The organism is Chloroflexota bacterium, assembly GCA_016197225.1.
Taxonomy (GTDB): domain Bacteria; phylum Chloroflexota; class Anaerolineae; order Anaerolineales; family VGOW01; genus VGOW01.
In genome coordinates this window covers 44,327-69,412 of the sequence record JACPWC010000119.1, presented here as the reverse complement: position 1 = coordinate 69,412, position 25,086 = coordinate 44,327, and the positions used below count along the sequence as shown (strand labels likewise).

Annotated in this window: 24 protein-coding genes, 1 tRNA gene and 1 pseudogene; 6 read left to right on the top strand and 20 right to left on the bottom strand. The window is 58.9% G+C overall.

The features are described 5' to 3' along the window. Positions 1-97: 97 nt before the first annotated feature. The 14 genes from HYZ49_20250 to HYZ49_20185 form a co-directional block, all read right to left on the bottom strand. Complete coding sequence (locus tag HYZ49_20250) at positions 98-430, bottom strand: DUF5615 family PIN-like protein (GenBank protein ID MBI3244617.1); 333 nt, start codon at positions 428-430, stop codon at positions 98-100. Continuing rightward, a complete protein-coding gene (locus HYZ49_20245) occupies positions 414-776 on the bottom strand; it encodes a DUF433 domain-containing protein (GenBank protein MBI3244616.1) in 363 nt (120 codons plus the stop codon). The genes HYZ49_20250 and HYZ49_20245 overlap by 17 nt, the downstream gene beginning before the upstream one ends. A gap of 49 nt (positions 777-825) precedes the next feature. Further along, positions 826-897, bottom strand: a tRNA-Arg gene (locus HYZ49_20240). A gap of 150 nt (positions 898-1,047) precedes the next feature. After that, positions 1,048-1,755, bottom strand: a complete 708-nt coding sequence (locus HYZ49_20235) for a succinate dehydrogenase iron-sulfur subunit (GenBank protein ID MBI3244615.1) — start codon at positions 1,753-1,755, stop codon at positions 1,048-1,050. A gap of 81 nt (positions 1,756-1,836) precedes the next feature. After that, positions 1,837-3,633: a succinate dehydrogenase flavoprotein subunit gene (locus HYZ49_20230; GenBank protein ID MBI3244614.1), complete on the bottom strand. Its 1,797-nt coding sequence runs from the start codon at positions 3,631-3,633 to the stop codon at positions 1,837-1,839. Beyond that, positions 3,630-4,124 (bottom strand): hypothetical protein, encoded by a 495-nt coding sequence (locus HYZ49_20225; GenBank protein ID MBI3244613.1) that lies wholly within the window; start codon positions 4,122-4,124, stop codon positions 3,630-3,632. Before HYZ49_20225 ends, HYZ49_20230 begins: the two co-directional genes overlap by 4 nt. Before the next feature lie 45 nt (positions 4,125-4,169). Then, positions 4,170-4,589 (bottom strand): succinate dehydrogenase, cytochrome b556 subunit, encoded by a 420-nt coding sequence (locus HYZ49_20220; GenBank protein ID MBI3244612.1) that lies wholly within the window; start codon positions 4,587-4,589, stop codon positions 4,170-4,172. A 238-nt stretch (positions 4,590-4,827) separates the two neighbouring features. Continuing rightward, entirely contained in the window at positions 4,828-6,303 is a 1,476-nt protein-coding gene (locus tag HYZ49_20215; GenBank protein MBI3244611.1) for a SpoVR family protein, read from the bottom strand. Between the two features lie 60 nt (positions 6,304-6,363). Further along, positions 6,364-7,458, bottom strand: coding sequence for a DUF444 family protein (locus HYZ49_20210; protein MBI3244610.1), 1,095 nt, complete (start codon positions 7,456-7,458; stop codon positions 6,364-6,366). Positions 7,459-7,542: 84 nt separating this feature from the next. Further along, positions 7,543-9,579 (bottom strand): serine protein kinase, encoded by a 2,037-nt coding sequence (locus HYZ49_20205; protein ID MBI3244609.1) that lies wholly within the window; start codon positions 9,577-9,579, stop codon positions 7,543-7,545. 271 nt (positions 9,580-9,850) lie between these two features. Next, entirely contained in the window at positions 9,851-10,162 is a 312-nt protein-coding gene (locus HYZ49_20200; protein ID MBI3244608.1) for a hypothetical protein, read from the bottom strand. 86 nt (positions 10,163-10,248) lie between these two features. Continuing rightward, entirely contained in the window at positions 10,249-10,899 is a 651-nt protein-coding gene (locus HYZ49_20195) for a sigma-70 family RNA polymerase sigma factor (protein ID MBI3244607.1), read from the bottom strand. Between the two features lie 152 nt (positions 10,900-11,051). Next, positions 11,052-12,470 carry an NADP-dependent isocitrate dehydrogenase gene (gene icd / locus HYZ49_20190; GenBank protein MBI3244606.1) on the bottom strand — a complete coding sequence of 473 codons (1,419 nt, stop codon included), beginning with the start codon at positions 12,468-12,470 and terminating at the stop codon, positions 11,052-11,054. A 26-nt stretch (positions 12,471-12,496) separates the two neighbouring features. Next, positions 12,497-14,158 (bottom strand): GAF domain-containing sensor histidine kinase, encoded by a 1,662-nt coding sequence (locus HYZ49_20185; GenBank protein MBI3244605.1) that lies wholly within the window; start codon positions 14,156-14,158, stop codon positions 12,497-12,499. A gap of 173 nt (positions 14,159-14,331) precedes the next feature. Here HYZ49_20185 and HYZ49_20180 point away from each other — a divergent pair, with 173 nt between their 5' ends. Continuing rightward, complete coding sequence (locus HYZ49_20180; protein MBI3244604.1) at positions 14,332-14,991, top strand: response regulator transcription factor; 660 nt, start codon at positions 14,332-14,334, stop codon at positions 14,989-14,991. Between the two features lie 122 nt (positions 14,992-15,113). On the opposite strand, the gene HYZ49_20175 is transcribed toward HYZ49_20180, so the two are convergent. The 5 genes from HYZ49_20175 to HYZ49_20155 all read right to left on the bottom strand — a co-directional run bounded on the left by HYZ49_20175 (position 15,114) and on the right by HYZ49_20155 (position 19,198). Continuing rightward, positions 15,114-16,259 (bottom strand): BMP family ABC transporter substrate-binding protein, encoded by a 1,146-nt coding sequence (locus HYZ49_20175; GenBank protein ID MBI3244603.1) that lies wholly within the window; start codon positions 16,257-16,259, stop codon positions 15,114-15,116. Between the two features lie 9 nt (positions 16,260-16,268). Further along, complete coding sequence (locus tag HYZ49_20170; protein MBI3244602.1) at positions 16,269-16,499, bottom strand: DUF2277 domain-containing protein; 231 nt, start codon at positions 16,497-16,499, stop codon at positions 16,269-16,271. A gap of 76 nt (positions 16,500-16,575) precedes the next feature. Next, positions 16,576-17,412 carry an NAD+ synthase gene (locus HYZ49_20165; protein MBI3244601.1) on the bottom strand — a complete coding sequence of 279 codons (837 nt, stop codon included), beginning with the start codon at positions 17,410-17,412 and terminating at the stop codon, positions 16,576-16,578. A 78-nt stretch (positions 17,413-17,490) separates the two neighbouring features. Then, entirely contained in the window at positions 17,491-18,345 is an 855-nt protein-coding gene (locus HYZ49_20160) for a hypothetical protein (protein ID MBI3244600.1), read from the bottom strand. Positions 18,346-18,385: 40 nt separating this feature from the next. Next, entirely contained in the window at positions 18,386-19,198 is an 813-nt protein-coding gene (locus tag HYZ49_20155) for a prolipoprotein diacylglyceryl transferase (GenBank protein ID MBI3244599.1), read from the bottom strand. 140 nt (positions 19,199-19,338) lie between these two features. On the opposite strand from HYZ49_20155, the gene HYZ49_20150 reads away from it, so the two are divergent. From HYZ49_20150 to HYZ49_20130, 5 genes and pseudogenes are all read left to right on the top strand, one after another. Beyond that, on the top strand, positions 19,339-20,466 hold the full coding sequence (locus tag HYZ49_20150) for a DUF1669 domain-containing protein (protein ID MBI3244598.1): 1,128 nt from the start codon (positions 19,339-19,341) through the stop codon (positions 20,464-20,466). A gap of 59 nt (positions 20,467-20,525) precedes the next feature. Further along, the gene (locus HYZ49_20145; GenBank protein MBI3244597.1) at positions 20,526-20,840 is read left to right on the top strand and encodes a DUF433 domain-containing protein; all 315 of its coding nucleotides are present in this window, start codon (positions 20,526-20,528) and stop codon (positions 20,838-20,840) included. A 3-nt stretch (positions 20,841-20,843) separates the two neighbouring features. After that, positions 20,844-21,189 (top strand): annotated as a pseudogene (locus HYZ49_20140) (DUF5615 family PIN-like protein). Between the two features lie 9 nt (positions 21,190-21,198). After that, positions 21,199-23,079: a VanW family protein gene (locus HYZ49_20135; protein ID MBI3244596.1), complete on the top strand. Its 1,881-nt coding sequence runs from the start codon at positions 21,199-21,201 to the stop codon at positions 23,077-23,079. Positions 23,080-23,185: 106 nt separating this feature from the next. Continuing rightward, positions 23,186-24,538 carry a hypothetical protein gene (locus HYZ49_20130; GenBank protein MBI3244595.1) on the top strand — a complete coding sequence of 451 codons (1,353 nt, stop codon included), beginning with the start codon at positions 23,186-23,188 and terminating at the stop codon, positions 24,536-24,538. A 221-nt stretch (positions 24,539-24,759) separates the two neighbouring features. On the opposite strand, the gene HYZ49_20125 is transcribed toward HYZ49_20130, so the two are convergent. Beyond that, on the bottom strand, positions 24,760-25,080 hold the full coding sequence (locus HYZ49_20125; GenBank protein MBI3244594.1) for a hypothetical protein: 321 nt from the start codon (positions 25,078-25,080) through the stop codon (positions 24,760-24,762). Positions 25,081-25,086: the final 6 nt, after the last annotated feature.

The following is a 25,086-nucleotide window of genomic DNA, read 5'->3' as shown; positions in this document are numbered from 1 at the left end:
CCAGAGGCCTGTCCGGTTATAGAATACAACAAATGGATGAGGCTGGCAATGTTCTTGGAGTAATAGAACAATTGCAAGGCCGATTCCTGAAAAAGAGTCACAAGAACTCAATGTGATTGCGCATATCGTCCGGATTTAGAACGTCATAAATCAGCATGAGTCCACGCACCATTACACCGACAGGCGTGTGCTGAGGCGCGTAAGGAATGCCGCTGTGAGAGATGCCTGCATCATGTAGCCGTAGAAAATCCGCGCCCTGACTGACAGTCACTCGCTCCTGAGAAGCAGCAAATGCTAGATGTTGTTCATCTTCCGAGTCAAGCATCTCAGCGTCTTGCGCCGTCAGTGCGTCCACCCCACGCTGGCGCAACCCGCGTGCTACGGCAGGATTCACATGTTCATCCATGTAGAACTTAATTCTGTCGGCCACTCAGCTTTGCCTGAACTTTAGAGGGAATGGAAACGCGCATGGCGTTGGCATAAGCTTCACCAGCCCGAATAGATTTGTCTACTTCAACCCGGTGGTCGTAGTAGTAGGCAATCGCTGCATAGACTTCGGCCAAGGTCAGGTCGTAGTCGGCGGCAATCTCATCGGCGCTTTGCCCCATCCGCTCATGCCAGATCACCACATTTTCCACGGTGATGCGATGCTTGACAATGCGCGGCCTGCCGCCGCAAATGCCGGGCGTGGAAATGATATGTGCGCCATTTGGCGTGGTCTTCGCCCGGCGGCGTTTTGGGGTGCGTTTGCGTGAAGCGCGAGTAGCGATTGTCATAGCGATTTCCTTTGACAACTGAAGCGCCCCAAAGGCGCTTCGGCTTTTGTGCCCCAGGCAGGAATTGAACCCACATCAGAGCCTTAGGAGTGCCCTGTTCTATCCGTTGAACTACTGGGGCGTAGCGGCGCATAAGTCGCGCCGACAAAATTATACAATGACTCCTCTAAAAATAATCCGGCCAGTGCGGGCAAACTTACTCGCGCTGGCCGGATTTTGCAATTGGAATCCAGGCTTCCGAAGTCTCCAAGACTTCGGAAGTCTGAGCCTTTTATTTGATCTCGCCCGTCACCAGCGCCTTCTTCACTTCGCCAATCAACTGCGTCACCGGAATGTCGCGCGGGCAGGCGTTGGTGCAATTGAAGGCCGTGCGGCACTTCCACACGCCGAACTGCTGGTTGAGCACTTCCAGCCGCTGGGCCGCCGCCGTGTCGCGGCTGTCGAAGATGAAGCGGTGAGCCTGCACCACCGCCGCCGGGCCGACGTAGTCGCCGTTGGCCCAGAACGACGGGCAGGAGGTGGTGCAACAGGCGCATAGAATACACTTGGTGCCTTCGTCAAAACGTTCGCGATCCACAATGCTTTGCCGCCGCTCCCGGCCATCTTCAGGCAGGGGCGTATCGTTGACGAAATACGGCATCACCGACTTGTAGTGATCGAAGAACGGCTCCATGTCCACGATCAGGTCTTTGATCACCTTCATGCCCAGGATCGGCTCGACGACAATGTTTGCGCCCACGTCTTGAATCAGCACTTTGCAAGCCAGCCGGTTCTGGCCGTTGATGCGCACCGCGTCCGAGCCGCACACGCCGTGAGCGCACGAGCGCCGCAAATTGAACGTGCCGTCGTGGTACCACTTCACCTGGTGCAAGGCGTCCAGGACGCGGTCGGTCGGTTCCACTTCCAGATCGTACTCGGCCCAGTAAGGTTTGGCGTCTTTCTCGGGGTTGAAGCGCTTGATTTTGAGATGAACTTTCATGTCATTTCTCTTTGACAACGGATGAAACGAATTTATCGGATGATGAAAACAAGAATCCGCTTCATTCGTTGAATCCGTTGTCTAATACTTCCGTTCCTTCGGCTGGAATTTGGTGATGACGACTGGCTTCTTGTCGAACTTGATGTCGCCCGCCGTCACGCCGACGGCGGCCCCGTTCATGGCGCAGTAGGCCATACTGTGGTTGAGCCAGTTGGCATCGTCGCGGGCCTGATAATCTTCGCGGGAGTGGCCGCCGCGGCTCTCGGTGCGGCGCAGGGCCGCCGCCGCCGTAATCTCGGCCAGGTCGAGCAAACAGCCCAGCTCAAACGTCTCCAGCACATCGGTGTTGAAAATTTTGCCGGTGTCGTCAATCTTCACATTCCGGTAACGCTCCTTCAACTCGCGGACAGTGTCCAGCGCCCGTTCCATGTCGGCCTCGTTGCGGAAGACGCCGACATCGCCCGTCATCGCCTTTTGCATCGTGTTGCGAAGAGCCGCCGGGCGCTCGTGGCCCTTGCCGGCGTGCAACCGGTCGAACTCGGCGGCGGTGTCTCTGGCGGCATTGGCCGGCAGAGGGGCGAACGTTGCCTGCTTGCAAAAGTCGGCCATGTGCTTGCCGCCGCGCCGCCCAAACACCACCAGGTCCACCAGTGAATTAGTGCCGAGCCGGTTCGCGCCATGCACCGACACGCAGGCGCACTCACCGGCGGCGTACAAACCGGCGACGGCTTTGGAATTGTCGGCCAGAACCCGGCCATCCACGTCGGTGGGGATGCCGCCCATGGCGTAGTGAGCCGTCGGCTGAATGGGAACCGGGTCTTTCATCGGGTCAATGCCCAGATAGACTCGCGCAAATTCCAGGATGTCGGGCAGGGCTTTTTCGAGATGCTCGCGGGTGACTTCCTTGCCGCCCGGCCCGCTCTTGAGGCGGTTGATGGTCTCGGGGCGGAAGTCCATGTAAACGTAGTCCTTGCCGCCGATGCCGCGCCCGTCGCGCACTTCCTGATAGATATAGCGCGAAGCCATATCGCGGGGCGCGAGGTCTTTGAGTGTGGGCGCGTAACGCTCCATGAAGCGCTCGCCCTTGTCGTTGATGAACACCGCGCCCTCGCCACGCGCCGCTTCGGAGAGCAGAATGCCCATCTTGTAAATGCCGGTCGGGTGGAACTGGAAGAACTCCATGTCTTCCAGCGGGACGCCGCGACGGTAGAGCGCGGCCACGGGGTCACCGGTGAGGGTGTGGGCGTTGGACGTGACCTGGAACATCTTGCCAAAGCCGCCGGCGGCGATCAGCACCGCCTTGGCGTGGAAGACGTGGATTTCGCTGGTCGCCATTTCAATCGCCACCACGCCCCGGCAAACGTTGTCTTCGAGGATCACGTCGGTGACGAAGAACTCGTTGAAGAAGTTGACTTTGTTCTTGATGCACTGCTGGAACAGAGTTTGCAGGATCATGTGGCCGGTGCGGTCGGCGGCCTTGCAGGCGCGCATCACGGCCTTCTCGCCAAAGTTGGCGGTGTGGCCGCCGAAGCGGCGTTGTTCGATCTTGCCCTCGGGCGTGCGGTCGAAGGGCAGGCCCATGTGCTCCAGTTCGATGATGGCCTCAATCGCGTCGCGGGCCAGAATCTCGGCGGCGTCCTGATCCACCAGATAGTCGCCGCCTTTGACGGTGTCGTACATGTGCCACTCCCACGAGTCCGGCTCCATATTGCCAAGCGCGGCGGCGATGCCGCCCTGGGCGGTGCCGGTGTGAGAACGAGTCGGGTACAACTTGGAGACGACGGCCACGTTGGCGGTTTTGCTGGCGTGCAGGGCGGCCATCAGTCCCGCCCCGCCCGCGCCGACGATGACGGCGTCGAATTGATGATGTTGAGTCATTTCTTCCCCCTCCTCAACGTCAGAAAGGCCAGGGCGACGACGACGATAACGGCGCCAACAACCGCCAGTGAGGTGACCCCGCTATTGCCAATGGTGACGCCAAAGCCGACAGCTTCGCCGCCGCGATCAAAGGTGAGGTTGGCGTTTGCGGCTCGGCTGCCAAAGATGGCGATGCCGCCGACGGCAGTGATGACCAGCCAGGCAAAAAAGATGAGGCGGTTCAGCGTCTTTCTCAAATTTTCGTGGTGGACGTAATCGTTCACCACGTAGCGCAGGCCGTTCATGCCGTGGGCGAAGGCGAAGCCCAGCAGAGCAATGTCGTAAATCTGCCAGCCGATGAAACTCCAGCGCCAGGCGGCGTAATTGAGATCAATACGATGCACGCCGACGATCACATCTTGCAAGAGCACGTGCCCCCAAGCCAGCGGCAGGAGGGCGATGCCGCTCCAGCGCATGAACAACCAGGCCCAGGTGTCGAACGTGCGGGGCACGTCCGCTTTCCGGAGAGTTGGAGAAGAAGTTGTAGCAGTCACAGTTTAGCCTCCACAGGCATTGAGGAAGTTACATTGGACGAGGCTGTTGCCCATCAAAATGGCGGCTGGCAACCAGAGAATGAAAGTGCCGGCCATCACCGCCCAGGTCGCTCTCACTTCCCGGTCGTGCGTCCACAACTGCGGCCAGAAGTCGAAGATGATGATCTTCAGGCCGTTGAGGCCATGGTAGAGCACGCCGGCCACGAGGGCAATCTCGCCGAGCATGAAGGGTGTGCTCCGGTAAAGTTCAATTGCGTGTTGATAGAGGTTGGGGAAGAAGTAGACGGTGGCTGTATCCAGGATGTGGATGATGAGGAAGAGGAGGGTGGCCAGACCGGCCAGGCGGTGAAATTGATAGGCCCAGTGGCCGATGCCGCCGCGGTAGCGCACCCCTTCCCAAAGGGTGTTGATGAGGGTTGCCATGAAGAGTCTCCGTGAGGGTAGAAGAATTGAAGCGGGTGAAATTGTAGCACAGAGGCGTTACAGCGGCTAAACGTTGAATGTAATATGTAATATCTTCGGATGATTAATGTCCGGTCTCTTGCCGAGAATCAGTTGTAGAGCGAGTTGGCAACTCGCTCTACAGATCTGCCAAGAATCAAAACCGGATTGGAATTTGCTTTCCAATCCGGTCTGACTTACCAAAAGAAAAGTCCAAGCGTCAGTCCAGCTTCCGCCTCACGCCGCCATCTGCGCCGTGGCTGAACAACACCGGCCCTTCGTCTTCGACCACCGTCTCAATGTAAACCGGCCTCATCCAAACGGCGTACAGGTTTCGCAGAGTCTCTTCGGCAAACGGCAGATCAAGGTCAACGCCCACGTGACGGTGCATCAAATAAAGCTCGCCCCGGTTGCCGTAATTGGCGTCCACCACCTCAATCAACGGCTGGCCGAAGTTGGTCAGTTGAAAGAGCAGGCCGCGCTTGATGTCCTGAAACTTACGGCTGGCGATCTCGTAATTTTCGGTCTCGTCGTTATAAGCAAAGGTAAAGAGCTTTTGCTCGCGGGCAAAATCTTCAGTAAGAAACTCGTCAATGAAGCCGATGTCGTTGTAGATGCGCCGCACTTCAAACACCTTCTGCCGCCCCAGACCCACCTTCTTGTCCCACTCCTTGCGCGTCCTGTAATCATGGCAGGCCTCGTACTCGGCCCCGAATGCGCCCCGATTCCAGCGGTCTTCAAGGTCGCGGAACAACTCGAAGCCCAGCTTGTAAGGATTGAGGCGGCCCCCGTGCGTGGCAACCACGCCGGAGTGATGCTCGGCGTAGTCAATCAATTCGTCGGGCGTCATGGCCTTTTCGGTCATGATGTGAGTGTGGGTGAACACGGCCCAGCCTTCATTCATAATTTTCGTCTGGCGTTGCGGCGCAAAGTAATAGGCTTCCTCGCGAATGATGTCGAGGATGTCGTGTTGCCAGTGAGCCAGCGGCGCGTTTTCGAGCAGGAAGAGCAGAACGTCGCGCTCCGGCGACTCGGGGAAATGCTGACGCGCCTGCTCGGCGGCTTCGATCCTGCGCTGTTGCTCGGCCAAAAATTCCGGCGGATTGATAAACTGATCCATGTATTCCTTCGCCGGAAGTTTCCGCACCGACTCGGGTTCAGCCGTCTCTGAAGTGGGATGCGGTCGCCGCCGAATCCCGGCGGCGTGAATGTCAATCAGGTTGTCGAGCGAGAGGCAGGTATCAACGAAGGCCTCGACCTTGTCAATGCCCTGCCGTTCGATGTGGCGGCGGACGCGGGTGGCGTGGTTCGCCATCTCGTCCAACATCTTGCGGTTGGTGTGGGCGAACCACAAATTGTTCTTGAAGAAATCACAGTGGCCGTAAACGTGGGCCATCACCAGCTTCTGATCGACTCGCAGATTGCTTGCCAGCAGGTAGGCATAGCACGGGTCGGTGTTGATCACCATCTCGTAAATGCGGTGCAGGCCGTAAGCATAAGACTTCGACAGGCGCTCGTATTCCATGCCAAAGCGCCAGTGCGGGTAGCGCGTCGGGAAGCCATCGTAGGCCGCCACCTGGTTCAACGTCCGGTAGTCGAGCATCTCAAAGCGCGTCTCGAAGAAGTCCAGCCCAAACTCGCGGGCGTAGCCTTCGATGACGCATTGTAGTTCGAGAAGATCAAGCGAGAGCGACATTCCTTATCTCCAGCAAACGACAAACGTAAAACGTAAAACCTTGACGTTTGTCGTTTGACTTTACACACCTTTCCCCAAAAACGTCTTGATCGCCGAATAAACATCCCCGTCCTCGTTGATTTTGGCCGTCGCCAGCTTTTCGTTATGGACATCGCCCAGCGTTTCCATGAACTGGCGGCCATACCCGCCCTGCACCTGTCCGTAGCAGAACAAATTCATCGGCGGCAACAACTCTTCTTTCAACAGAGCCAGGCATCGTTTGTCGTCCTCGTCGCCAAAATTCTCGCCATCGGAAAAATGAAAAGCGTACAAGTTCCACTCGTCAGCCGGATAATCTTTGCGAATGATGTCGCGGCACAGTTCGTAGGCCGACGAAATCTTGGTGCCGCCGCTCTCGCGGACGTGGAAAAAAGTGTGGGCGTCCACTTCGTGGGCGGCGGCATCGTGGACAAGGTAGCGCGTCACCAGATTCTTGTAGTGAGCCTTCAGCCAGGAGTCGATCCAGAAAGCCGTTAATCGCACCAGCTCTTTCTTGCGCTGAGTCATACTTCCCGACACGTCCATCATGTAAATGATGACGGCGTTGCTGTCCGGGCGCGGGTAAGTCTTCCACGAGCGATAGCGCTTGTCGTCGTGAATGGGGATGATGGCCGGGCGCTGAGGGTTATACGTGCCGGACACCATTTGCCGCTTGAGGGCTTCGCGATACGTCCGTTTGAAGTGGCGCAGGCCTTCCGGGCCGACGCGACGGATGCCGGTGTAGCGGGTGGTTTCGCCCTGAACGTGATTCTTGCTCCTGGGCTGGATTCGGGGCAGGCCAAGCTCCTCGCCCAGCATCTGCACCAACTCTTCCAGTGTCAATTCCACTTCGAGAATGTGCGCGCCGGGCTGATCGCCGGCCACGCCATCGCCGTTTCCCGGCTGGCCGGGGCCGAGCGGCGTGCCGGGTTCACCGTCGCCCTGGCCCACCCCGCCCTGCCCGTTGCCAAAACGAAAGTGCGGCAGTTCAATCTGCGGGATCGGGATGCTGACCAAGTCCCTGCCCTGGCGGCCAATCAATTCGCCGTTGGACATGTACTTGCGCAAATTCTGGCGCACCTGGCCGCGCACAATTTGCCGGAACCGGCTGGCGTCCTGTTCAATCGCTAGTATCATGGCTTATCACTCCTACCCAATCACAACTTCGGGCCAAACGTCAAACGACTCGCGAAGCGCGTTTGTCGTTTGACGTTTGCCGTTTCACTTTTGTGACGTGTCACCTCTGGCAAAAATACTTGCCACATAGTTCAACACATCCGTCGCGCACACATCACAATAGCCCAAATTCTTGATCAACCGGCTCTTCACCACTTCAATCTTCTCCTGTGTTTCGCTGTCAATCACGTTCGAGACCAGGCTGGTGAGCTTGATTGAGTCCTTTTGATCTTCAAAGAGCTTGAGTTCGAGAGCGCGGCGCAGGCGGTCGTTCGAGTCCCAGCTAAACGTCTTGCCGTCAATCGCCAGCGCGCCGATGTAGTTCATAATCTCCCGGCGGAAGTCGTCCTTGCGGGCTTCGGGAATTTCGATCTTCTCTTCAATTGAGCGCATCAGCCGTTCGTCGGGCGGCTCGTCCTGGCCGGTGTAGGCGTTCCGCACTTTTTGGCGCTGGGTGTAGGCCTTGATGTTGTCAATGTAGTTGGCGCTCAACCGTTTGATGGCGGCTTCGTCGGCGGTGATGGCCCGCTGGACTTCGTTCTTGACGATCTCGTCGTATTCGGCGCGGGCCACGGCCAGCAATTCGCGGTAGCGTTTGCGTTGTTCGTCGTTGGTGATGAGCGAGTGGTGCTTCAGGCCGGTTTCCAGTTCGCGCATGAGCAGGAAGGGGTTGATGCAAGTGCGACTCTGATCACTCACCAGCGCGTTGGAAAGCTTGTCCTGAATGTAACGGGCCGAGACGCCGATCATGCCTTCCTGTTTGGCTTCGGCCTGCAATTCCATGACGCTGTCTTCGGTAAAGCCGGGGATGACGCGCCCGTCGTACAGTTTGAGTTTTTGCAGGAGGGTGAGGCCGGCGCGTTTGGGTTCCTCGAGGCGGCTCAACACCGCCCACAGGGCGGCAATCTCCAAAGTGTGCGGGGCAATGTGCTTGCCCACCACCCGGCGGTCATTGAAGTCGCGTTGGTAAATCTGCACTTCGTCGCTGTAGCGGGTGACGTAAGGGACGTCAATCTTAATCGTCCGGTCGCGCAGGGCTTCCATGTACTCGTTGCTGAGCAGGCGGCGGTACTCGGCCTCGTTGGTGTGGCCGATGATGACTTCGTCAATGTCGGTATGGGCAAACTTCTTGGGCTTGATCTTGTGTTCCTGCGAGGCGGTGAGCAGGTCGTAGAGGAAGGCCACATCGAGCTTGAGGATTTCTATGAACTCGACCAGGCCGCGATTGGCAATATTGAGTTCGCCATCGAAGTTGAAGGCGCGCGGATCCGAGTCGGAGCCGTATTCGGCGATCTTACGGTAGTTGATGTCGCCGGTCAGTTCGGTTGAGTCCTGGTTCTTCTCGTCTTTTGGCTGGAAGGTGCCGATGCCGACCCGATCCTTTTCCGAAAGCAGGAGCCGCTTGACGCGCACTTGTTTGACCACCTCTAGCCAGTTGCCATCGGCTTGTTGCAACAGGCGGTTGTAGACGTAGCGGCAAGCCGGGCACAGGTCGCCTTCGATTTCGACCCGGTCGTAGTTGCTGTTGCCGGCGTTTAGCTCCTGCAAAACCGCCGCCCGAAATTCCGGCGGGATGAGGTGGAGCGGGTCTTCGTGCATGGGGCAATCCATGCGCTCGCCGTCTGGTGGAAGCCAATAGAAGGAGTACAGGCGGCCGGCTTCGGTGCGAGTGTAAGCCTCGAGGCCTTTCTTGAGCAGGCGGACGATGGTGCTCTTGGCCGTGCCGACCGGGCCATGCAGGAGCAAAACACGGCGCTCGGTTCCGTAGCGCCGGGCCGCCGACTGGAAGATGCGCACCAACTCCATGAGCGGCTTGTCCAGCCCAAAGACGGCGTCCTTGCCGTTCTCAACCGGGTCGTCGAAGAAGCGGTAGTGAATCAGAGTCTCACGGTTGCGGCTGTATTCCTCACTGCCGTAAGAAACGATCATGTCGTAAAGACGCTGGAAGGCCGAGCGGGCCACTTTGGGATCGTGGCGCACGATGTCGAGATACTCCTCAAATGTGCCTTCCCAGTGCTGGCCGCGAAAATTGCCGGCGTCTTGCAATTGTTCGATCTTGGACAGGATGGATGTTTGGCCCATGTTCATCTCCATTTTTTGACTGACAAACAGCAGTCGTTAAGACATCAGTGCCGACAAATGGTGTCGGTCTTGATAGATTGGACGATGTGAATGGGCGGCGTCTTACGACGGTTTGGTTAGGGTTTGGTCGAAAATCGGTAGAAATAGTTTGAGGACAAGTAGTGAATTATGACTAAAGGGGAGCTTCGTCTTAAACAACACCGCCCAGACACCAAGTGTTTTCGCGAAGCGAACATTTGGTGTCTGGGCGGTTTATCGAAAACCGGTTTGTTTACACGACTTCGCCTTCCAACGTCTCTTCTTCCTCGAAGGTGGCCAGGAGTTTTTCGGCTTGCGGCAGGGCGCCGTCGGCCAACATGCGGGCTACGGTAAGCAGGGCGGCATGTTCTTCGGCGCAGTCGGGGCACTGGGCCAGGTGAACGGTGACGGGCACGAGGCGGTCGCCCAAGGGAGTCCGGCCATTGCCGGTTATTTCGGCATCCACGTAAACCGGAAGAATCTCTCTTAGTGTTTCGCAGTCAATCTCCGTGTCGTGCGTCGAATAAATCTGATCCAGCCAGTGCAGTAGTTGAATGCGGTCCACGTTTGCTCTCCCGGTGAGAAGATTTGGCAGAATTGTTGCTCCCTGCACCAATAGGTTAGACGCTTTGGGTAGGCGTTATCTTACCACTATTCCTCGAAGGCGGCCAAGATATCGCCCGGGGTGAGGTGGCGGGCGATGAGCTGGTCGCGGATGTTTTTGCGGGCGTCGTGCAAGAGTTTATAAAGGGCGTTGCGGGAGAGGCCGAGCGCCTCGGCCACTTCGTCCATCGAACGGCCCTGCCAGTGAACGGCGATGACGGCCAAACGCTGGCGCTCGCCAAGTTCGGTCTCGACGATCTCGCGGAGCAGGGCCAGGTAGTTGCGCCGTTCGGCCAGGTGTTCCGGTTCGGCCCTTTCTTTGTCGGCGACGAGGGATTGGAAGACCGCCGGTTCGTTTTCGCGCAGGCTGTCGAGCGAGAGGTCGCTGTAGCGCCGCCGTCGCAATTCGCTGGCGGCGCGGTTGATGACGACGCGGCAGGCCCAGGTAGTAAATTTGGACTCGCCGCGAAAGGTGTGCAGGTTGTCGCGCACTTCAAGCAGGGCTTCCTGGGCCAGGTCTTCGGCCAGGCCGCGCACCGCTTGCCGTCCCCACTCGGCCAACTCATGGCGGTTTTGAGACAGGTAAACCAGAACAGCGCGCAGGAGGAAATCGTGCAATTCATCCAGCGCCTCGGTCTGAGCCTCGCCGGGCGATTCGTTGAGCGCCCACAACCAGTCCTGATTTGAACGCGGGAACATGTTGCCTGTCTGTTTTGTACCCGGGAATGCAACGGATATCCAACAAACAATATACCATAGTCGCGCTTCAAGATTGATTGACTCAGTCTTTTCTAATCCTACAGTAAGGCAAAAAAACGGGCCGAAGTTTTCAACCTCGACCCGCCACACTCTTACCGTCTGGTTTTTTTAGCCGCCTTTTTTCTGGCAACCGTTTTCTTCTTTACAACCGCCTTCTTTTTAGCAGTCTTCTTTCCTGTCTTTCGCGCCATTTCCCTTTTCTTCCCATCCATCCAGGCAATCACCGCGTCGCCGAACTCGCTACACTTCACTTCCTTCGCGCCGTCCATCAGGCGGGCAAAATCGTAGGTCACGGTCTTGGCCCCAATCGCGCCGTCCATGCCTTTGACGATCAGGTCGGCGGCTTCCGTCCAGCCCAGGTAACGCAACATCATCTCGCCGGAGAGGATGACCGAGCCGGGGTTCACCTTGTCGAGGTCGGCATATTTGGGCGCGGTTCCGTGCGTGGCCTCGAACACGGCGTGGCCGGTGTCGTAGTTGATGTTGCCGCCGGGGGCGATGCCAATGCCGCCCACCTGCGCGGCGAGGGCATCGGAGAGATAGTCGCCGTTCAAATTCATGGTGGCGATCATATCGAACTCGGTGGCGCGAGTGATCGTTTGCTGGAAGACGATATCGGCGATCACGTCTTTGATCAACAACTTGCCCGAAGCCAGGGCCGCCTTTTGCTCAGCATTGGCCGCCTCTTCGCCCTTGTCCTTTTTCGTCCGCTCCCACCGCTCCCACGTGTACACCTTGTCGCCGAATTCGCGCTCGGCCAGGGCGTAGCCCCAATTGCGGAATGCGCCCTCGGTGTACTTCATAATGTTGCCCTTGTGAGCCAGGGTTATGCTCTTGCGTTTGTTCGCCAGCGCGTACTGGATCGCGGCTCGCACCAGCCGCTCGGTGCCTTCCTGCGAAACGGGTTTCACGCCGATGCCCGCCGTGTCGGGGAACCGCATCTTGGCATACTCTTTCGGAAAGTGTTCCTTGAGCAACTGCTTGAAGCGGTTGTTGTCGTCGGAGCCGTTTTCGAGATCGATGCCGGTGTAAATGTCTTCCGTGTTCTCACGGAAGATCACCATGTCCACGTCCTGAGGCCGTTTCACCGGCGACGGCACACCGGTGAACCAGCGCACCGGGCGGACACAAGCATACAAGTCGAGCAGTTTCCGCAGGGCCACATTGAGACTCCGGATGCCGCCGCCGATGGGCGTGGTGAGCGGCCCCTTGATCCCCACCAGGTATTCGCGGAAGGCGTCCACGGTTTCATCCAGCAACCAGGTGCTGAACAGGTTGAAGCATTTTTCTCCGGCGTACACCTCCATCCACTGAATCTGCCGCTGGCCGCCGTAGGCTTTAGCCACCGCCGCGTCGAGCACGCGCACCGAGGCCCGCCAGATGTCGCGCCCCGTGCCGTCGCCCTCGATAAAAGGGATGATGGGCCGATCGGGCACACTAATGCCCTGCGCGCCACCGGCAATGCTGATCTTGTCGCCCGTTTCCGGGACTTTGATATATTGGTAAGTCATTAAATTCTCCGTGAAGTATGTTTTGTTTATGGTTGGCGATGTTTGGGCACGCGCACCAGGATCGCCATTCCTTTGCTGGGCAGGCTGTTCGTTTCAAACTCGGCGCCAATGGCCTGCGCCCGCCGGGCCATGTTCGAGAGGCCGTGCCCCACCCGCCTCGGCGTGCCGCGAGGCGGCAGGCCCTGGCCGTTGTCTTGAATTTCCAACAGGACTCGCTCGGAGTTTGTCGCAAGCCGAAGCAAAACCCGGTTGGCGTGGGCGTGTTTGGCCACGTTGGCCAGCGCCTCTTGAGTGATCTGAAAGAGGGCGATGCGCGCTTCCGAATTTAACTCGTCGTTGGCTTCCGGGGCCAGTTCCAGATCGGTGATTACCAGCGTGTTGGCCTTGAACTCGGCGGCCAGCCGCCGCAAGCCGTCGTTGAGGTCGTCGCCCTGAAAGTTAAGCGGGCGCATATCGAGAATGTAAGAGCGTATCTCGCGAATGGTATTGTTCAGGCCGTCAATAGCCCCGCCCAGCCGTTCGCGGGCGTTGGCCGCTTCGCCGTCGTCAATCAGGCCCTGAATATACTCCAACTGGAGGCCGACGGCGTAAATGGACTGAATGACTCCATCGTGCAAATCCATGCCAATGCGCTGGCGTTCTTCGAGCACGGCCAATTGAGCCACCTGCTCATACAGCCGCGCATTTTCAACGGCCACGCCGATCTGGTGGCCGATGGCCGTCAACAAAGTCAGGCTCGATTCGTCGAAAGCGCCCGGAGCGCGAGCCGCCAGATCGAGGCTCCCCACCACCTTGCCTCTGGCAAACAAAGGAATGCAGGCGTAGGCTTTGAAACCGGCGCTCACCACCTGCTTCCGCAAATAGCGGCCATCGTTCGCCAGGTCATTCGATACTATCGGCTGGCCCGTCAAAGCCACCTGGCCCGGAAAGCCCTCGCCCAGTCTGAAGGTGGTGATGGATTGAAACGCTTCCGGAAATATGCCCCGGTGCAGGGCCATGACCATCTCGTCCGTCAATTCGTGGCGCAGGAAAATCTCGCCCGCCTCCGCGCCCGAAACCGACAACACCTGATCCAGCGCCTCGATCATGACTCGATTGAGATCAAGATAATGGCTGGTGGCTACGGCCACGGCGTTGAGAGCGGCCAGTTCGCGGTTGCGCTCCTCTAGTTCCCGGCTGTGCTTCATTATGGAGTGATAGAGACGGGCGTTTTGAATCGCGCTGGCGGCGTGAGCGGCCAGCAATTCGATCAGCGCCTGATCGGCCTCGCTGAATTCGTCGGCGCTTTTCTTGTTGGTCAGGTAAAGGTTGCCGAGGCACTGGCCTTTGTAGAGGATGGGGACGCCCAGGAAACTGCCCATCACCGGGTGACCGGGTGGGAAACCGACTGAACGGGGGTCGGCGGCAATGTCGCGGACGCGCACTGATCGGCCCTCGCGCAAAATGATGCCCAACAACCCCAGCCCGCGCGGCCAGTGGCTAATGCGCTCGCGCTCTTCGGGCGACAGCCCAACAGTGATAAACTCGGCCAGCGCCCGCCCGGTTTCGTCGGGGACACCGAGGGCCGCGTACTGAGCGTCGGCCAGCAGGGCGGCGGCGTTCACAATCCGCTGAAGCACTTCCGGCAGAGACAAGTCTGTCGAAATTGCCAGTACCGAGTCGCGCAGAGCGAGCAGTTGAGCGTTCATCTGCTCAAGCTCCTGCCGGGATTGCAACTTGAGAGGCTGGGTCACAAGCCCCGATTGTAACGACGAACGGCCATTCCGACAATATCAAGACTAGTTCTCGTAAACCCAGGTAACTGGGTCTCTCTGGAGGAATCGGTTGCCCGATTTCGCCGCTTGCGGTTATACTTTGTCTCATGAAACGCCAACGCATTATGTTAGTAGATGATCATGAAGTGGTGCGGCTCGGCCTGCGCGCCCTGATTGACCGCCACCCCGACATGGAAGTGGTGGCCGAGGCCGCCAGCGCCAGTGAAGCCGTGACCAAAGCCAACGCCTACAAACCGGATGTCGTCGTTTTGGACATCCGCCTGCCGGGCGCGAGCGGCATTGACGCCTGCCGCGAAATCTCCGCCGACCTGCCCGGAACTAAAATCATCATGCTCACCAGCTACGCCGAAGACGAAATGCTCTTCGCCGCCATTCGCGCCGGCGCGGCGGGCTATGTGCTAAAACAGGCCGGCGGCCAGGATTTGATCCGGGCGATTGAAACGGTGGGCCGGGGCGACTCGCTTCTCGACCCGGCCATCACCGAGCGCGTCTTTGCCGAAGTGCGCCGGGCCGCCCGCCAATTTGAATCCGAAGCGTTTGCCAAGCTTACCGAACAGGAACGCCGGGTGCTGGCCCTGGTGGCCGACGGCAAGACCAACCGCGAGATCGCCCACAGCCTGCACCTGGGTGAAGGCACGGTGCGCAACTACGTGTCGAGCATTCTTTCCAAACTGTCCGTTGCCAACCGCGCCGAAGCCGCCGCCTACGCCATTAAACACAACCTCAAAGACACGCTCGAGTCCTGAAACCAAACGCCCAAAGCCTCCCCAGACTTTGGGAAATTGGACTGCCGCTTAAACTAACACACGCCAGCAGACTGCTGGCGTGTGCTTTTTCACTTTTTCACATGACAATTGTCATGATTGCTCTATCGCACCTCGCCCGTCGCCGGGTCAACGCCCGTATCCAAAAAGCCGGAGGCCAACTGCGGCAGCAGTTCATCCATCAATCCGGCAACTGCCGGGCTGACATTCGGGCCAAAGTTGGAAGCCAGAGAGAGGCCATTGGCCAGATCAAATGGAATGGATTTAGCCGGCGGCGTGCCGGCCAGCAGATTCATGATCACCGACGGCAACAACAAATCGGGGCGGCGAAGGACGCTGTTCAACACCTTGTCAGCGCCAACGGTGAGTGTGGCCGCCTCATCCTGCCCGAGGCCGATCACCCACGTCCCCTGCGCGGCGGCGGCTTCCAGCCCGGCGTTGCCTGCCTCGCCGGCGGCGGCGAATATCACATCCGCTTTAACTTCTTTGAGCCGCGCCGCTGTGCCCGCCCCGGTTTCAAGGTCGGTCGTGTTCTCCAGTTCAATCGTCCACAATTTGCAATCGCCGCAAGCGTAACGCAAACCGTGAGTAAAGCCGTTCGTGTAAAGCTTGCCTTCGAGCGTGTTGGCGACAACTACCAGGCCCACAATGCGCTCCTGTGTGACGTATCCGGCCAGCGCCCCGGCCACAAATCCTTCCTGATCGAGCCGGCTCCCCGGCCCGCCCAACGTGTAGTAGTTGGCCAGCGTTTCGTCGCCGGGTTGATCCACGCCGACAAATGTGGCTTCTGGATGCGCTTGCGCCGCGTTGCGCGTGACTTCAGCCAGGTCAGCTCCCGCGACCACAATGATCGTATCGCCGTGACCGACGGCCATGGCGATCGCCGCTTCCGGGTCTGCCGAGTCCAGCGCCTCAATCTCGATGAGGTCCAACTGAAAGAGGGCCGAGTTCGTGGAGGCAACAAGTTGCATGCCGTTCAAGCTCAGGGCCGGGATTGAACCGGCGGGCGCGTTGGCGGCGCGGGCGACAAAGCCAACGGTGACGGTAGAAACAGGCGGGGCGGTGGGTGGCGGCTCCACCGTTGGACTCTGGGTGGGGGCCGCCTCTGATGGGGGCGGCTCGCTCGTCGCCCCGGCCGGAGTTGCATTCGGGCCATTGCCATCAATGGATCCGAAGGCGCACGCGCTGAACGCAATTATGAGCAGAAATAAAAATGCCGCCTTGAGCGGTAGTGAAGTGAATTTAGACATGGAGCTATTTTAACCGAAATCAGTTGGCGGCTTCTCTTGACCGGGGGTTTTCAGATCGGCCAACAACCGGCGCGTTGCTTCGGCAACAACGTCAACAGCGTGATTGAAGGCTTCTTCGTTGGCCCGTGAGGGAGCACGGTAGCCGCTCACTTTGCGGACGAATTGCAGAGCGGCGGCGCGCACTTCATCGTCGGTGGGCGGTTCGTCGGGGTTGCGGAGTTTTTTGATGCTTCGGCACATTGTGGGCTACCTTTATATATCGCTCTGTTGTATTACTTCGTCCTTCACGCGAAGCGTTCCTAATTCATCCTTCCCCTCAACTCCCCCAATCCCTCAAATACAAAAAGTCGTATCCCACCGTCCGGTTGCTAAGCTTGGCAATGAGGGGCGGCATGCGCTTGAACTGGTTGCGGCGGATGGTGGTTAGGACTCTGTCCACGAACTCCGGCTCGAAACCGGCGGCGATGGCTTCGTCACGGCGGTAGCGCTGATCCACCAACAGGTAGAGCAGTTGATCCACGCGCTCGTAGGTGAAGCCGAGTTCGCCCTCGTCGGTCTGGCCCATCCACAGGTCGGCGGTGGGCGGCTTGTCAATGATGGGCGCTGGCACGCCGACGGCGGTTGCCAGTTGGCGCACCTGCGTCTTGTAGAGGTCGCCCAGCGGGTTGAGGGCCGAGGCCGCGTCGCCGAAGATGGTGGTGTAGCCGAGCAGGATTTCGGTCTTGTTGCCGGTTCCGATCACCAGCCCGTTGAAAGCCGACGACTGATCGTAGAGGACGATCATCCGGGCGCGGGCCATGGCGTTGCCGCGCCGCTTGCTGTCGGCGTCCGGCACATGCTCGAAGAGCGGGTCAACCATCGAGGTGATCTCGACCACAAGGTTGTTGTGAAGGTTGAACTTGTTGATGAGCAGGTCGGCGTCGGCCAGGCTTTCGGGCGAGGAGGTTTTGTAAGGCATGCGCACGGCCAGCACGTTCCCGGCCCCCAGCGCCTCAACGGCCAGCGCGCACGACAGCGCCGAATCAATGCCGCCCGACAAGCCGATCACCGCCCGCGAGAGTCCGGTGCGCGTCACCTCCTCGCGGATGAATGAAACTAGAATCTTGCGAGCCAGATCAGTGTTGATACGCAGTCGTTCCGAAATGTCATTCATAAATTGGAACCGCGAAGGCGCGAAGAGCGCGAAGAAATCTTTTAAATTCTTTGCGTCCTTTGCGTCTTTGCGGTGAAATTACTCTTTGCCCACAATACGACTCAATTCACGAGCGACCAGCCCGGTGCGTTCGTCGCGCAGGATCGGCAGGCGGGCGCGGGTGCGGTGCAGTTGATTCAGGTCAATGGTGGTGACGGTCAGGGCTTCGTCGAAGTACGGGCCGCGAACGACTAAATTGCCGTCCGGATCGAACACAGTGGCGCCGCCCCAAAAATTGAGGCCGTCTTCAAACCCGACCCGGTTGGTGTGCGCGATAAAATTGGTGAACAGGCTGGCATAAGCCTGGTTGACGTGTTCCACCCAACGGGCCGAGTCCAGCTTGTCGGCGTTGTCGAGGCCGCGCCCCGGGCTGGCCGACTGCATGAGCAAAATGTCGGCCCCGTCGAGCCACAACAAATACGGCGGGCTGGCGTGCCAGAAGTCTTCGCAGATCAACATGCCCACCCGGCCCCACTGCGTGTCGAAGGCGCGGATGGCATCGCCCCAGGCAAAGAAGCGGCCTTCGTCGAACATGCCGTAAGTGGGCAAATAGACTTTGTGGTGGACGTGGGCGACTTGCCCTTTTGAGAGATAGGCGGCGGCGATGAAGAAACGGTGGCGGGCGTCCTCGTCCACAAAGCCGACCATGAGATCGAGTTTACGGCTGGCGGTCAGCAGTTCGGCGAAGATCGGATCGTCGGGCGAGGGCCGGTGAGCGACGGTGGGCACGAGGTCTTGCAGAACGTAGCCGGTGAGCGAGAGTTCGGGGAAGCACAACACCTGCACGCCCTGAGCGGCAGCCTGATCGGCGTAAGCCAGGTGCTTCTCAAGGTTGGCTGGCACGTCGCCAAGTTTGGTTTTGATTTGGGCAAGACCGAGAGTGAGAGTCGTCATAGAAAAGATTCACCGCGAAGGCGCAAAGAGCGCAAAGCTTTTATAAGGTCTTAGCGTCCTTCGCGTCTTCGCGGTTCGATTCGGTTTGTTTGGCGGCGGCGCCCGGTTCGAGCGCCCAGGCAACTACGAGACCGACGAGGCCCAGCACGATCATAACGGCGTTCGCCGCCGCATCCAATCGCCAACTGCCGACCAGGGGCATGTCGTCGCCGCGAACGAAGCTGACGGCAGAACCGGCGACGGCGATCAGTGTGATCGCAAGCGCAAAGCGAAAGCCGCGTGGCCGCGAACGAGAACGTTGAGAGAATAAGTAGCCGAATGCAAGCAGGCTGAGGCCAAGGCCGATGATCTGTGACGGCCAGCGCGGCAGGACGACGCCGTACAGGTCGGGCCAGTTGACGGCGAAGGGCAGAGCACCGGGCGGCACATCCAAACCGGCGGCGCAACCGGCGGCGGCGCAACCCAGCCAGCCAAGCGCCGAAAGGAGTAAGGCCGGCAGGGCCAGTTCATCCAGGATCGGCGCGATCGGTTCACGACGGAGCCAGCCAAACACAAAGAGGCCGATCAACCCGCCAATCGCCGCGCCGGGCCAGGCGTAGCCGCCTTCCCACAGCCGAAACATTTCGCCGACATGATTCTGAAAATAAGCCCAGTTGCCAAAAGCAAAGGCCAGCCGCCCGCCCACGAGCGCGCCCGCCGCCGCAAACAGCCCAGCATCAAGCCAGCGGCCCGACTCGCGCCCATGCGCTAGGGCGCGAAACCACAGCCAGGCCAGCGTGGCGACGAGGCCGAGGTCAACGAGGACGGTATAGGTGGAAAACGCAATTGGGCCAAAGGAAAGGGTGGGAAGCATTGAGGTAATCATACCAAAGGAAAGAGAAGGGGAACAATGAGACAAATCCCCGTCCGCGAGGACGCGGGCCAAGAGCACTTGTGAATAATCACCGCCCCATTTCCATTGCCGCCGAACGCGATCACTGCTAAACTCCCCCCATGTCCAAACGTCGCCGCTCCTCATCCCGTCGAACGACCACCTCACTTGCCGCCAGCCTCGGCGTCTTGCTTTGCATTGGGCTAATTTACGGCGCGCAACAACTCTTTGGCGGCCTGCTCGGTTCAGCCGCCACGCCAACCCCGGCTGTTGAATCCGCCCCGACCAGTGGCAGCTGGTATCAACTTTACTTTACCGACCCGCGCAATCCAGACGACAAGAACAACCGGCCTGAAGAAAGCGTTGACGATTACGTCGTCGCCAGCATCCACTCGGCCAAACGCACAGTGGATGCCGTCAGCTACGAGTTCAACCTGCCATCTATGAAAGAGGCCTTGATTGACGCCCACAATCGCGGCCTGATCGTGCGGCTGGTGACCGACACTGACAGCATGGGCGAAGAAGCGGTGCAGGAAATTATTGACTCTGGAATCCCGGTGGTGGAAGACGACCGCGAACCGATCATGCACGACAAGTTTGTGATCGTGGACGGGACAACCGTGTGGGCCGGCTCGTGGAACTTCACCGAGAACGACACCTACCGCAACAACAACAACTTGCTTGCCCTGACCTCGCAAAAAATCGTCGCCAACTACCAGACCGAATTCGACGAGATGTTCGAGCGGCATGAATTCGGCCCGAAGTCGTCGGCCAACACGCCCTACCCGCAAGTCACCGTGGACGGCGTGCTGGTCGAAAACTACTTCTCATCCGAAGACGGCGTGGCCCAGCACATCCTCGACGCGCTCAACAGCGCCAGCCAGAGCATCTACTTCGCCGCCTTCACCTTCACCCGCGACGACTTCTCGCAAGCCATCGTCGCCAAAGCCAACGCCGGCCTGGCCGTGCGCGGCGTATACGAAACGCGGCAGGTGAGCGCCGGCTCGGACGAGTCATACAACTTGCTCAAAGGGGCCGGCGTGCAAGTTCTACTCGACGGCAACCAGTACACCATGCACCACAAATTCTTCGTCATTGACAACCAGATTGTCGTCACCGGTTCCTATAACTTCACTAAAGCCGCCGAGGACAAGAACGACGAGAACGTGCTCATCATCCACAGCCCGGAAATTGCGCAGGCCTATTTGCAGGAGTTTGCGAAGGTGTGGTTGCAGGCCGGGGGGAATTGAGCATTCCGAGCGAGGCAAGATGATATACTTTCCAAGTCTGGAAAGTGAGGTAACAAGCCATGTTGATGACTGAAACTCGCTATGAGCATGTTGCTCTCAACGAAGATAAAGTCCCGGTTATCATCGGCACAACTATGAAGATTGTCGAGCTTGTGCTCGACAAGATTGCCTATGGCTGGAGTCCGGAAGAGATTCAACTCAACCATCCCGATTTGACAATGGGCCAAATTCACTCGGCCCTGGCTTACTATTGGGACCACGCCGAAGAGCTTGATCGCGACATCGAGCGGCGACTGGCACTTGTAGAAAACACACAGAAAGAAATCGGCCCATCGCCCTTAATAGCCAAATTGAAAGCCAAGAGGCTAATCTGATGGCTGGCTGTCTCTCTCTACATGGATCATCACGTGCCGCGCTCTATCACCGTCGGCCTGCGCCTGCGCGAGGTGGATGTGATAACAGCCCATGAAGATGACGCAAGCCAGATGAGCGATTCAGATCTGCTGGATCGCGCAAGCGAACTGGCACGCGCTTTTCACACGAGACGACGATCTTCTGGCCGAGGCAGTCAAACGGCAAAGGAGCAGTGTTCCCTTTAACGGCGTCATTTATGCGCATCAGCTTCGGGTCTCGATTGGCACGTGCATCTATGATTTGGAGATCATCGCCAAAGCCAGCGAACCCGAGGACTTGGACAATCAGGTGGTTTTTCTTCCGTTGTAAAGCCAAACGATGGCCTCCATTTCTGCTTCCTATTCTTCCCAGGAATCACCTCTCAACAGCCTCAGCCGCTGGCTGGCGATGCTGGCCGCCCTGGCCGTCATCGCCGTTTCCATTCTCGGCCTCGGGCTGGGCGGGGTGGAAATCGCCTACGGCAACACCCTGTATCCCGGCGTGTCGGTGCGCGGCATTGATCTTTCCGGCCTCAGCCAGGCCGAGGCCAGCGACCTGCTCTCGCGCGCGTTCACCTACCCGCAAACGCCCTCGTTCACTTTCCGCGACGGCGACAAAGCGTGGACAGCCACCCCGGCAGAACTCGGCGCAACCTTCGCCGTCGAAGAGACGGTGAACCGGGCCTTTGCTTATGGCCGCTCCGGCAACTTGCGGCTCGATCTCGAAGATCAGTTTTGGGCGTGGTACGAAGGAACCGACATTGCGCCAGTGATGATGTTCGATCCTAACCGGGCAACCGCCTATTTGAGCAGTATCGCTTCCCAGATTGACACCCCGCCGGTTGAAGCGGCGCTCACGGTGAATGGCACACAAGTCGTCGTCACACCCGGCGCCTACGGTCGAACCGTCAACGTCGGTGGGACACTGGATCAAATTATCACCCCGCTTCGCGCCCTCGGCAGCGCCGACGTGCCGCTGGTCATCGTCGAATATCGTCCCGGCGTCCTCGATGCTTCCCAACAAGCGGCGATTGCCCAAACCATCCTCAGCCAGCCCATGACGCTGGTCGTCGAAAACCCAAGACCCGGCGACCCCGGCCCGTGGACGTTCGATCAGAATGAGTTGGCTTCGATGCTGACCATCAATCGCACTGAAGACGCCAACGGGGCGCGCTACGAAGTGGGGCTGGAGGCAACCAAGCTCACGCCGTTCCTAGAGACGCTCACGCCGTTGCTGGAGGTCAAGCCTCAAGATGCCCGCTTCATTTTCAACGACGAGAAACACGAGTTGGAAATTATTCCGGGCAAGGAGGCAGTGGATGGCCGCCTCTTAAACGTGGCGGCCACCATTCAGAACATCAACGCCCAGGCCGTGACCGGCGGCCACACCATCCCGCTCGTGTTCGACATCGTCGCGCCCCAAATCGGCAAGGACACCAAAGCCGCCGACCTCGGCATCACCGGCCTGGTGTCAGATCAGGTCACTTACTTCGCCGGGTCGAGCGCCGAGCGCATCAATAACATTCGCACCGGCTCGGCGGCCTTTCACGGCGTGCTGGTGCCGCCGGGCGGCACGTTCTCGTTCAACGAGGTTCTGGGTGACATCAGCCTCGACACCGGTTTCTCGGAAGCCTTGATCATTTACGCCGGGCGGACGATCAAAGGCGTGGGCGGCGGAATCTGCCAGGTGAGCACGACGGCGTTCCGGGCCGCCCTCTTCGGCGGCTACCCCATCGTCGAGCGCCACTCGCACGCTTATCGCGTGGGCTACTACGAAAAAGGGTTTGGCCCCGGCCTCGACGCCACGATCTTTTCGCCGGTGGCCGATTTCAAATTTATCAACGACCGACAGGCCTGGCTGTTGATTGAAACATACGTTTACAACAACGGCGTTTTGCAGTTCAAGTTTTACTCGGCGGACGATGGGCGCAAGGTGACGGTGGGCACGCCCGATGTCAAGAACGTCGTGCCGGCACCGAACGACAAGTACGAAGAGAACGCGGAACTGGCAACAGGCACTATCAAGCAGGTGGACTTCAAGGCCGACGGCGCGGATACGGTGGTGATTCGCAAGGTGGAGCGCGACGGGCAAGTGTTGTGGGAAGACGCTATTCGCACCCACTACCTGCCCTGGCAAGCTGTTTACCAATACGGCCCCGGCACCACGTTGCCCGAAGGGGCAAACGCCGAAGCGACGGCCACCCCCACCCCGACGCCGTAATTTTAGCGCCCTGGTTGTGTTTGAGAACCAGGGCGCTTTTTTCTCCTGAAACTTTCACCCCGCCCGCCTGTCTTATTCATTGGGACAATTCCCAGAGGAGGGCAATATGCACACAAATCGTAGAAATAGAGTCCGGCTTATTGCGACCGTCAGCCTGATGCTCTTGCTGATCGGCGCAACCGCCGGCCGGGCCGCCGCCTTTGATTTTCGCGGCGGCGACACCGTCACCATCGGAGCCGGCGAAGTGGTTGACGACGACCTGTTCGTTGGCGGCAACACTGTCGTCGTGGATGGAACGGTGAACGGAGATTTGTTCGCCAGCGGCTCGGACGTGGAAGTGAATGGCGTGGTCAACGGCAGTCTGTTCGTCGGCGGCCAGACGGTGAAGATCAACGGCACGGTCACCGGCTCAGTGTACGGAGGCGCAATGTCGCTAACCTTCGGGCCGCAAGCCAGCGTCGGGCGCAACGCGCTCTTCGGCGGCTTCAGCCTCAAGGCCGAGTCGGGGAGCGTCGTCAACCGCGACTTGCTGATGGGCGGCTATCAAGCCTTGCTCGACGGCGAGGTCGGGCGCGACCTGAAGTTTGGCGGAAGCGCGTTGGAACTGAATGGCAAGGTAGGCGGCGACGTGATGGCCGAAGTCGAGTCGCCCGACGCTAGTTTCCAATCGAGACCGTTCACCTTCATGTCCGGAATGCCAAAGGCAGTCGCGCCCGGACTGCGGGTGAGCGAAGGAGCGGCGATTGGCGGCAAGCTCACCTACACCAGTTCAGTTGAACAAGCCACCGCAATTCAATCTGCGCCTGAAGGCGGCGTGGCTTATCAAACGCCTCAGCCGGGCCAGACACCCGGGCCTCAACCTCGCGCCGGTTTTACCTTCAACATCTTCGGCTGGATATTTGATCGCCTCCGCGAGTTCGTGACGCTCATGCTGTTGGGCGCGCTGGCCGTGTGGAAACTTCCGTCACTGCTCACCTCGGCCACGGAACAGGCACGCGCCAAACTCTTGCCGTCGGCGGGCTGGGGGCTGGTCGTCGTGATCGTGGGCTACGTTGGGGCGGCCATCATCGGCGTGATGATTTTTGTGGCGGGCATCCTGTTCGGCATCATCACCCTCGGCGGCCTCTCGCAGACGATCTTCGGCGTGGGCTTCTCCACCCTCAGCCTGGCCTTCACCGTCTTCACCCTGTTGGTGTCGTACGGCAGTAAACTGGTGGTGGCTTATCTTGTGGGCAAGGTAATTGTGAAGGCCTTTGCCCCACAAGCCCCCGACAATAAGTGGTGGCCGCTGGTGGCAGGCGTGACGCTCTATGTTTTGTTCCGCGCGATCCCGCTGTTGGGCTGGCTCGTCGGCATCGCCGTGACTCTGGTGGGCGTGGGCGCGATGTGGTTGCTCTTCCGCCAGTGGCGGGCGGCCAATGCCGCTCCGGCTATTGTTCCGGCTACCCCAACGTCGTGAAACGGATTTCAAAAAACGGCTCTACCAGATTTAACGTGAAAAATTTTTTAGGACGCAGACGCTTTGCGCGCTGATTTTCGCTGATAAAAAACAAAACCGCGTTCATCCGCGCGCTTTGCGTCTGCGTCCCACTTCCCGTTAAAAACGGGAGAGCCAAAAAAACAGAAGCCAGATGACAGCGAGGACGCTGTCTTCCGGCTTCTGTACCTTGAAGTCTTCAATCAGAATTGAAACCGGTTGCGGAACGGCACCACACGCCGCGTGTAGTTGGTGACGTACTGTTGTAGCCGATCCTCAAGCTCTTCCCACTTCTCGCTCTCCATCACCTCATCCACCGTCTCCCGCGACTCGCCCACAAAGGCCACCAGCCTCAGCGGATAATCGCCCACAGCGGTGTGCCAGGCTTCGGCCATGCCCAGGCCCATCTTCTGAACCGTCGGCACCAGTTCGCCAAGCATGAACTGGTAATACGACTCCTGCGTTTCAGGAATGATGTCGTAGCTCAACAAAACTTTGGTGTAGCTGGTTAAGTCTTCTGTCATACCCTT

Bases quoted from the DNA above. Each gene is read 5' to 3' on its own strand.
- HYZ49_20245 (MBI3244616.1), bottom strand. From the start codon at position 776: ATGACAATCGCTACTCGCGCTTCACGCAAACGCACCCCAAAACGCCGC.
- HYZ49_20235 (MBI3244615.1), bottom strand. From the start codon at position 1,755: ATGAAAGTTCATCTCAAAATCAAGCGCTTCAACCCCGAGAAAGACGCC.
- HYZ49_20230 (MBI3244614.1), bottom strand. From the start codon at position 3,633: ATGACTCAACATCATCAATTCGACGCCGTCATCGTCGGCGCGGGCGGG.
- HYZ49_20220 (MBI3244612.1), bottom strand. From the start codon at position 4,589: ATGGCAACCCTCATCAACACCCTTTGGGAAGGGGTGCGCTACCGCGGC.
- HYZ49_20215 (MBI3244611.1), bottom strand. From the start codon at position 6,303: ATGTCGCTCTCGCTTGATCTTCTCGAACTACAATGCGTCATCGAAGGC.
- HYZ49_20210 (MBI3244610.1), bottom strand. From the start codon at position 7,458: ATGATACTAGCGATTGAACAGGACGCCAGCCGGTTCCGGCAAATTGTG.
- HYZ49_20205 (MBI3244609.1), bottom strand. From the start codon at position 9,579: ATGGGCCAAACATCCATCCTGTCCAAGATCGAACAATTGCAAGACGCC.
- HYZ49_20195 (MBI3244607.1), bottom strand. From the start codon at position 10,899: ATGTTCCCGCGTTCAAATCAGGACTGGTTGTGGGCGCTCAACGAATCG.
- icd (MBI3244606.1), bottom strand. From the start codon at position 12,470: ATGACTTACCAATATATCAAAGTCCCGGAAACGGGCGACAAGATCAGC.
- HYZ49_20185 (MBI3244605.1), bottom strand. From the start codon at position 14,158: ATGAACGCTCAACTGCTCGCTCTGCGCGACTCGGTACTGGCAATTTCG.
- HYZ49_20180 (MBI3244604.1), top strand. From the start codon at position 14,332: ATGAAACGCCAACGCATTATGTTAGTAGATGATCATGAAGTGGTGCGG.
- HYZ49_20175 (MBI3244603.1), bottom strand. From the start codon at position 16,259: ATGTCTAAATTCACTTCACTACCGCTCAAGGCGGCATTTTTATTTCTG.
- HYZ49_20170 (MBI3244602.1), bottom strand. From the start codon at position 16,499: ATGTGCCGAAGCATCAAAAAACTCCGCAACCCCGACGAACCGCCCACC.
- HYZ49_20165 (MBI3244601.1), bottom strand. From the start codon at position 17,412: ATGAATGACATTTCGGAACGACTGCGTATCAACACTGATCTGGCTCGC.
- HYZ49_20160 (MBI3244600.1), bottom strand. From the start codon at position 18,345: ATGACGACTCTCACTCTCGGTCTTGCCCAAATCAAAACCAAACTTGGC.
- HYZ49_20155 (MBI3244599.1), bottom strand. From the start codon at position 19,198: ATGCTTCCCACCCTTTCCTTTGGCCCAATTGCGTTTTCCACCTATACC.
- HYZ49_20150 (MBI3244598.1), top strand. From the start codon at position 19,339: ATGTCCAAACGTCGCCGCTCCTCATCCCGTCGAACGACCACCTCACTT.
- HYZ49_20145 (MBI3244597.1), top strand. From the start codon at position 20,526: ATGTTGATGACTGAAACTCGCTATGAGCATGTTGCTCTCAACGAAGAT.
- HYZ49_20135 (MBI3244596.1), top strand. From the start codon at position 21,199: ATGGCCTCCATTTCTGCTTCCTATTCTTCCCAGGAATCACCTCTCAAC.
- HYZ49_20130 (MBI3244595.1), top strand. From the start codon at position 23,186: ATGCACACAAATCGTAGAAATAGAGTCCGGCTTATTGCGACCGTCAGC.
- HYZ49_20125 (MBI3244594.1), bottom strand. From the start codon at position 25,080: ATGACAGAAGACTTAACCAGCTACACCAAAGTTTTGTTGAGCTACGAC.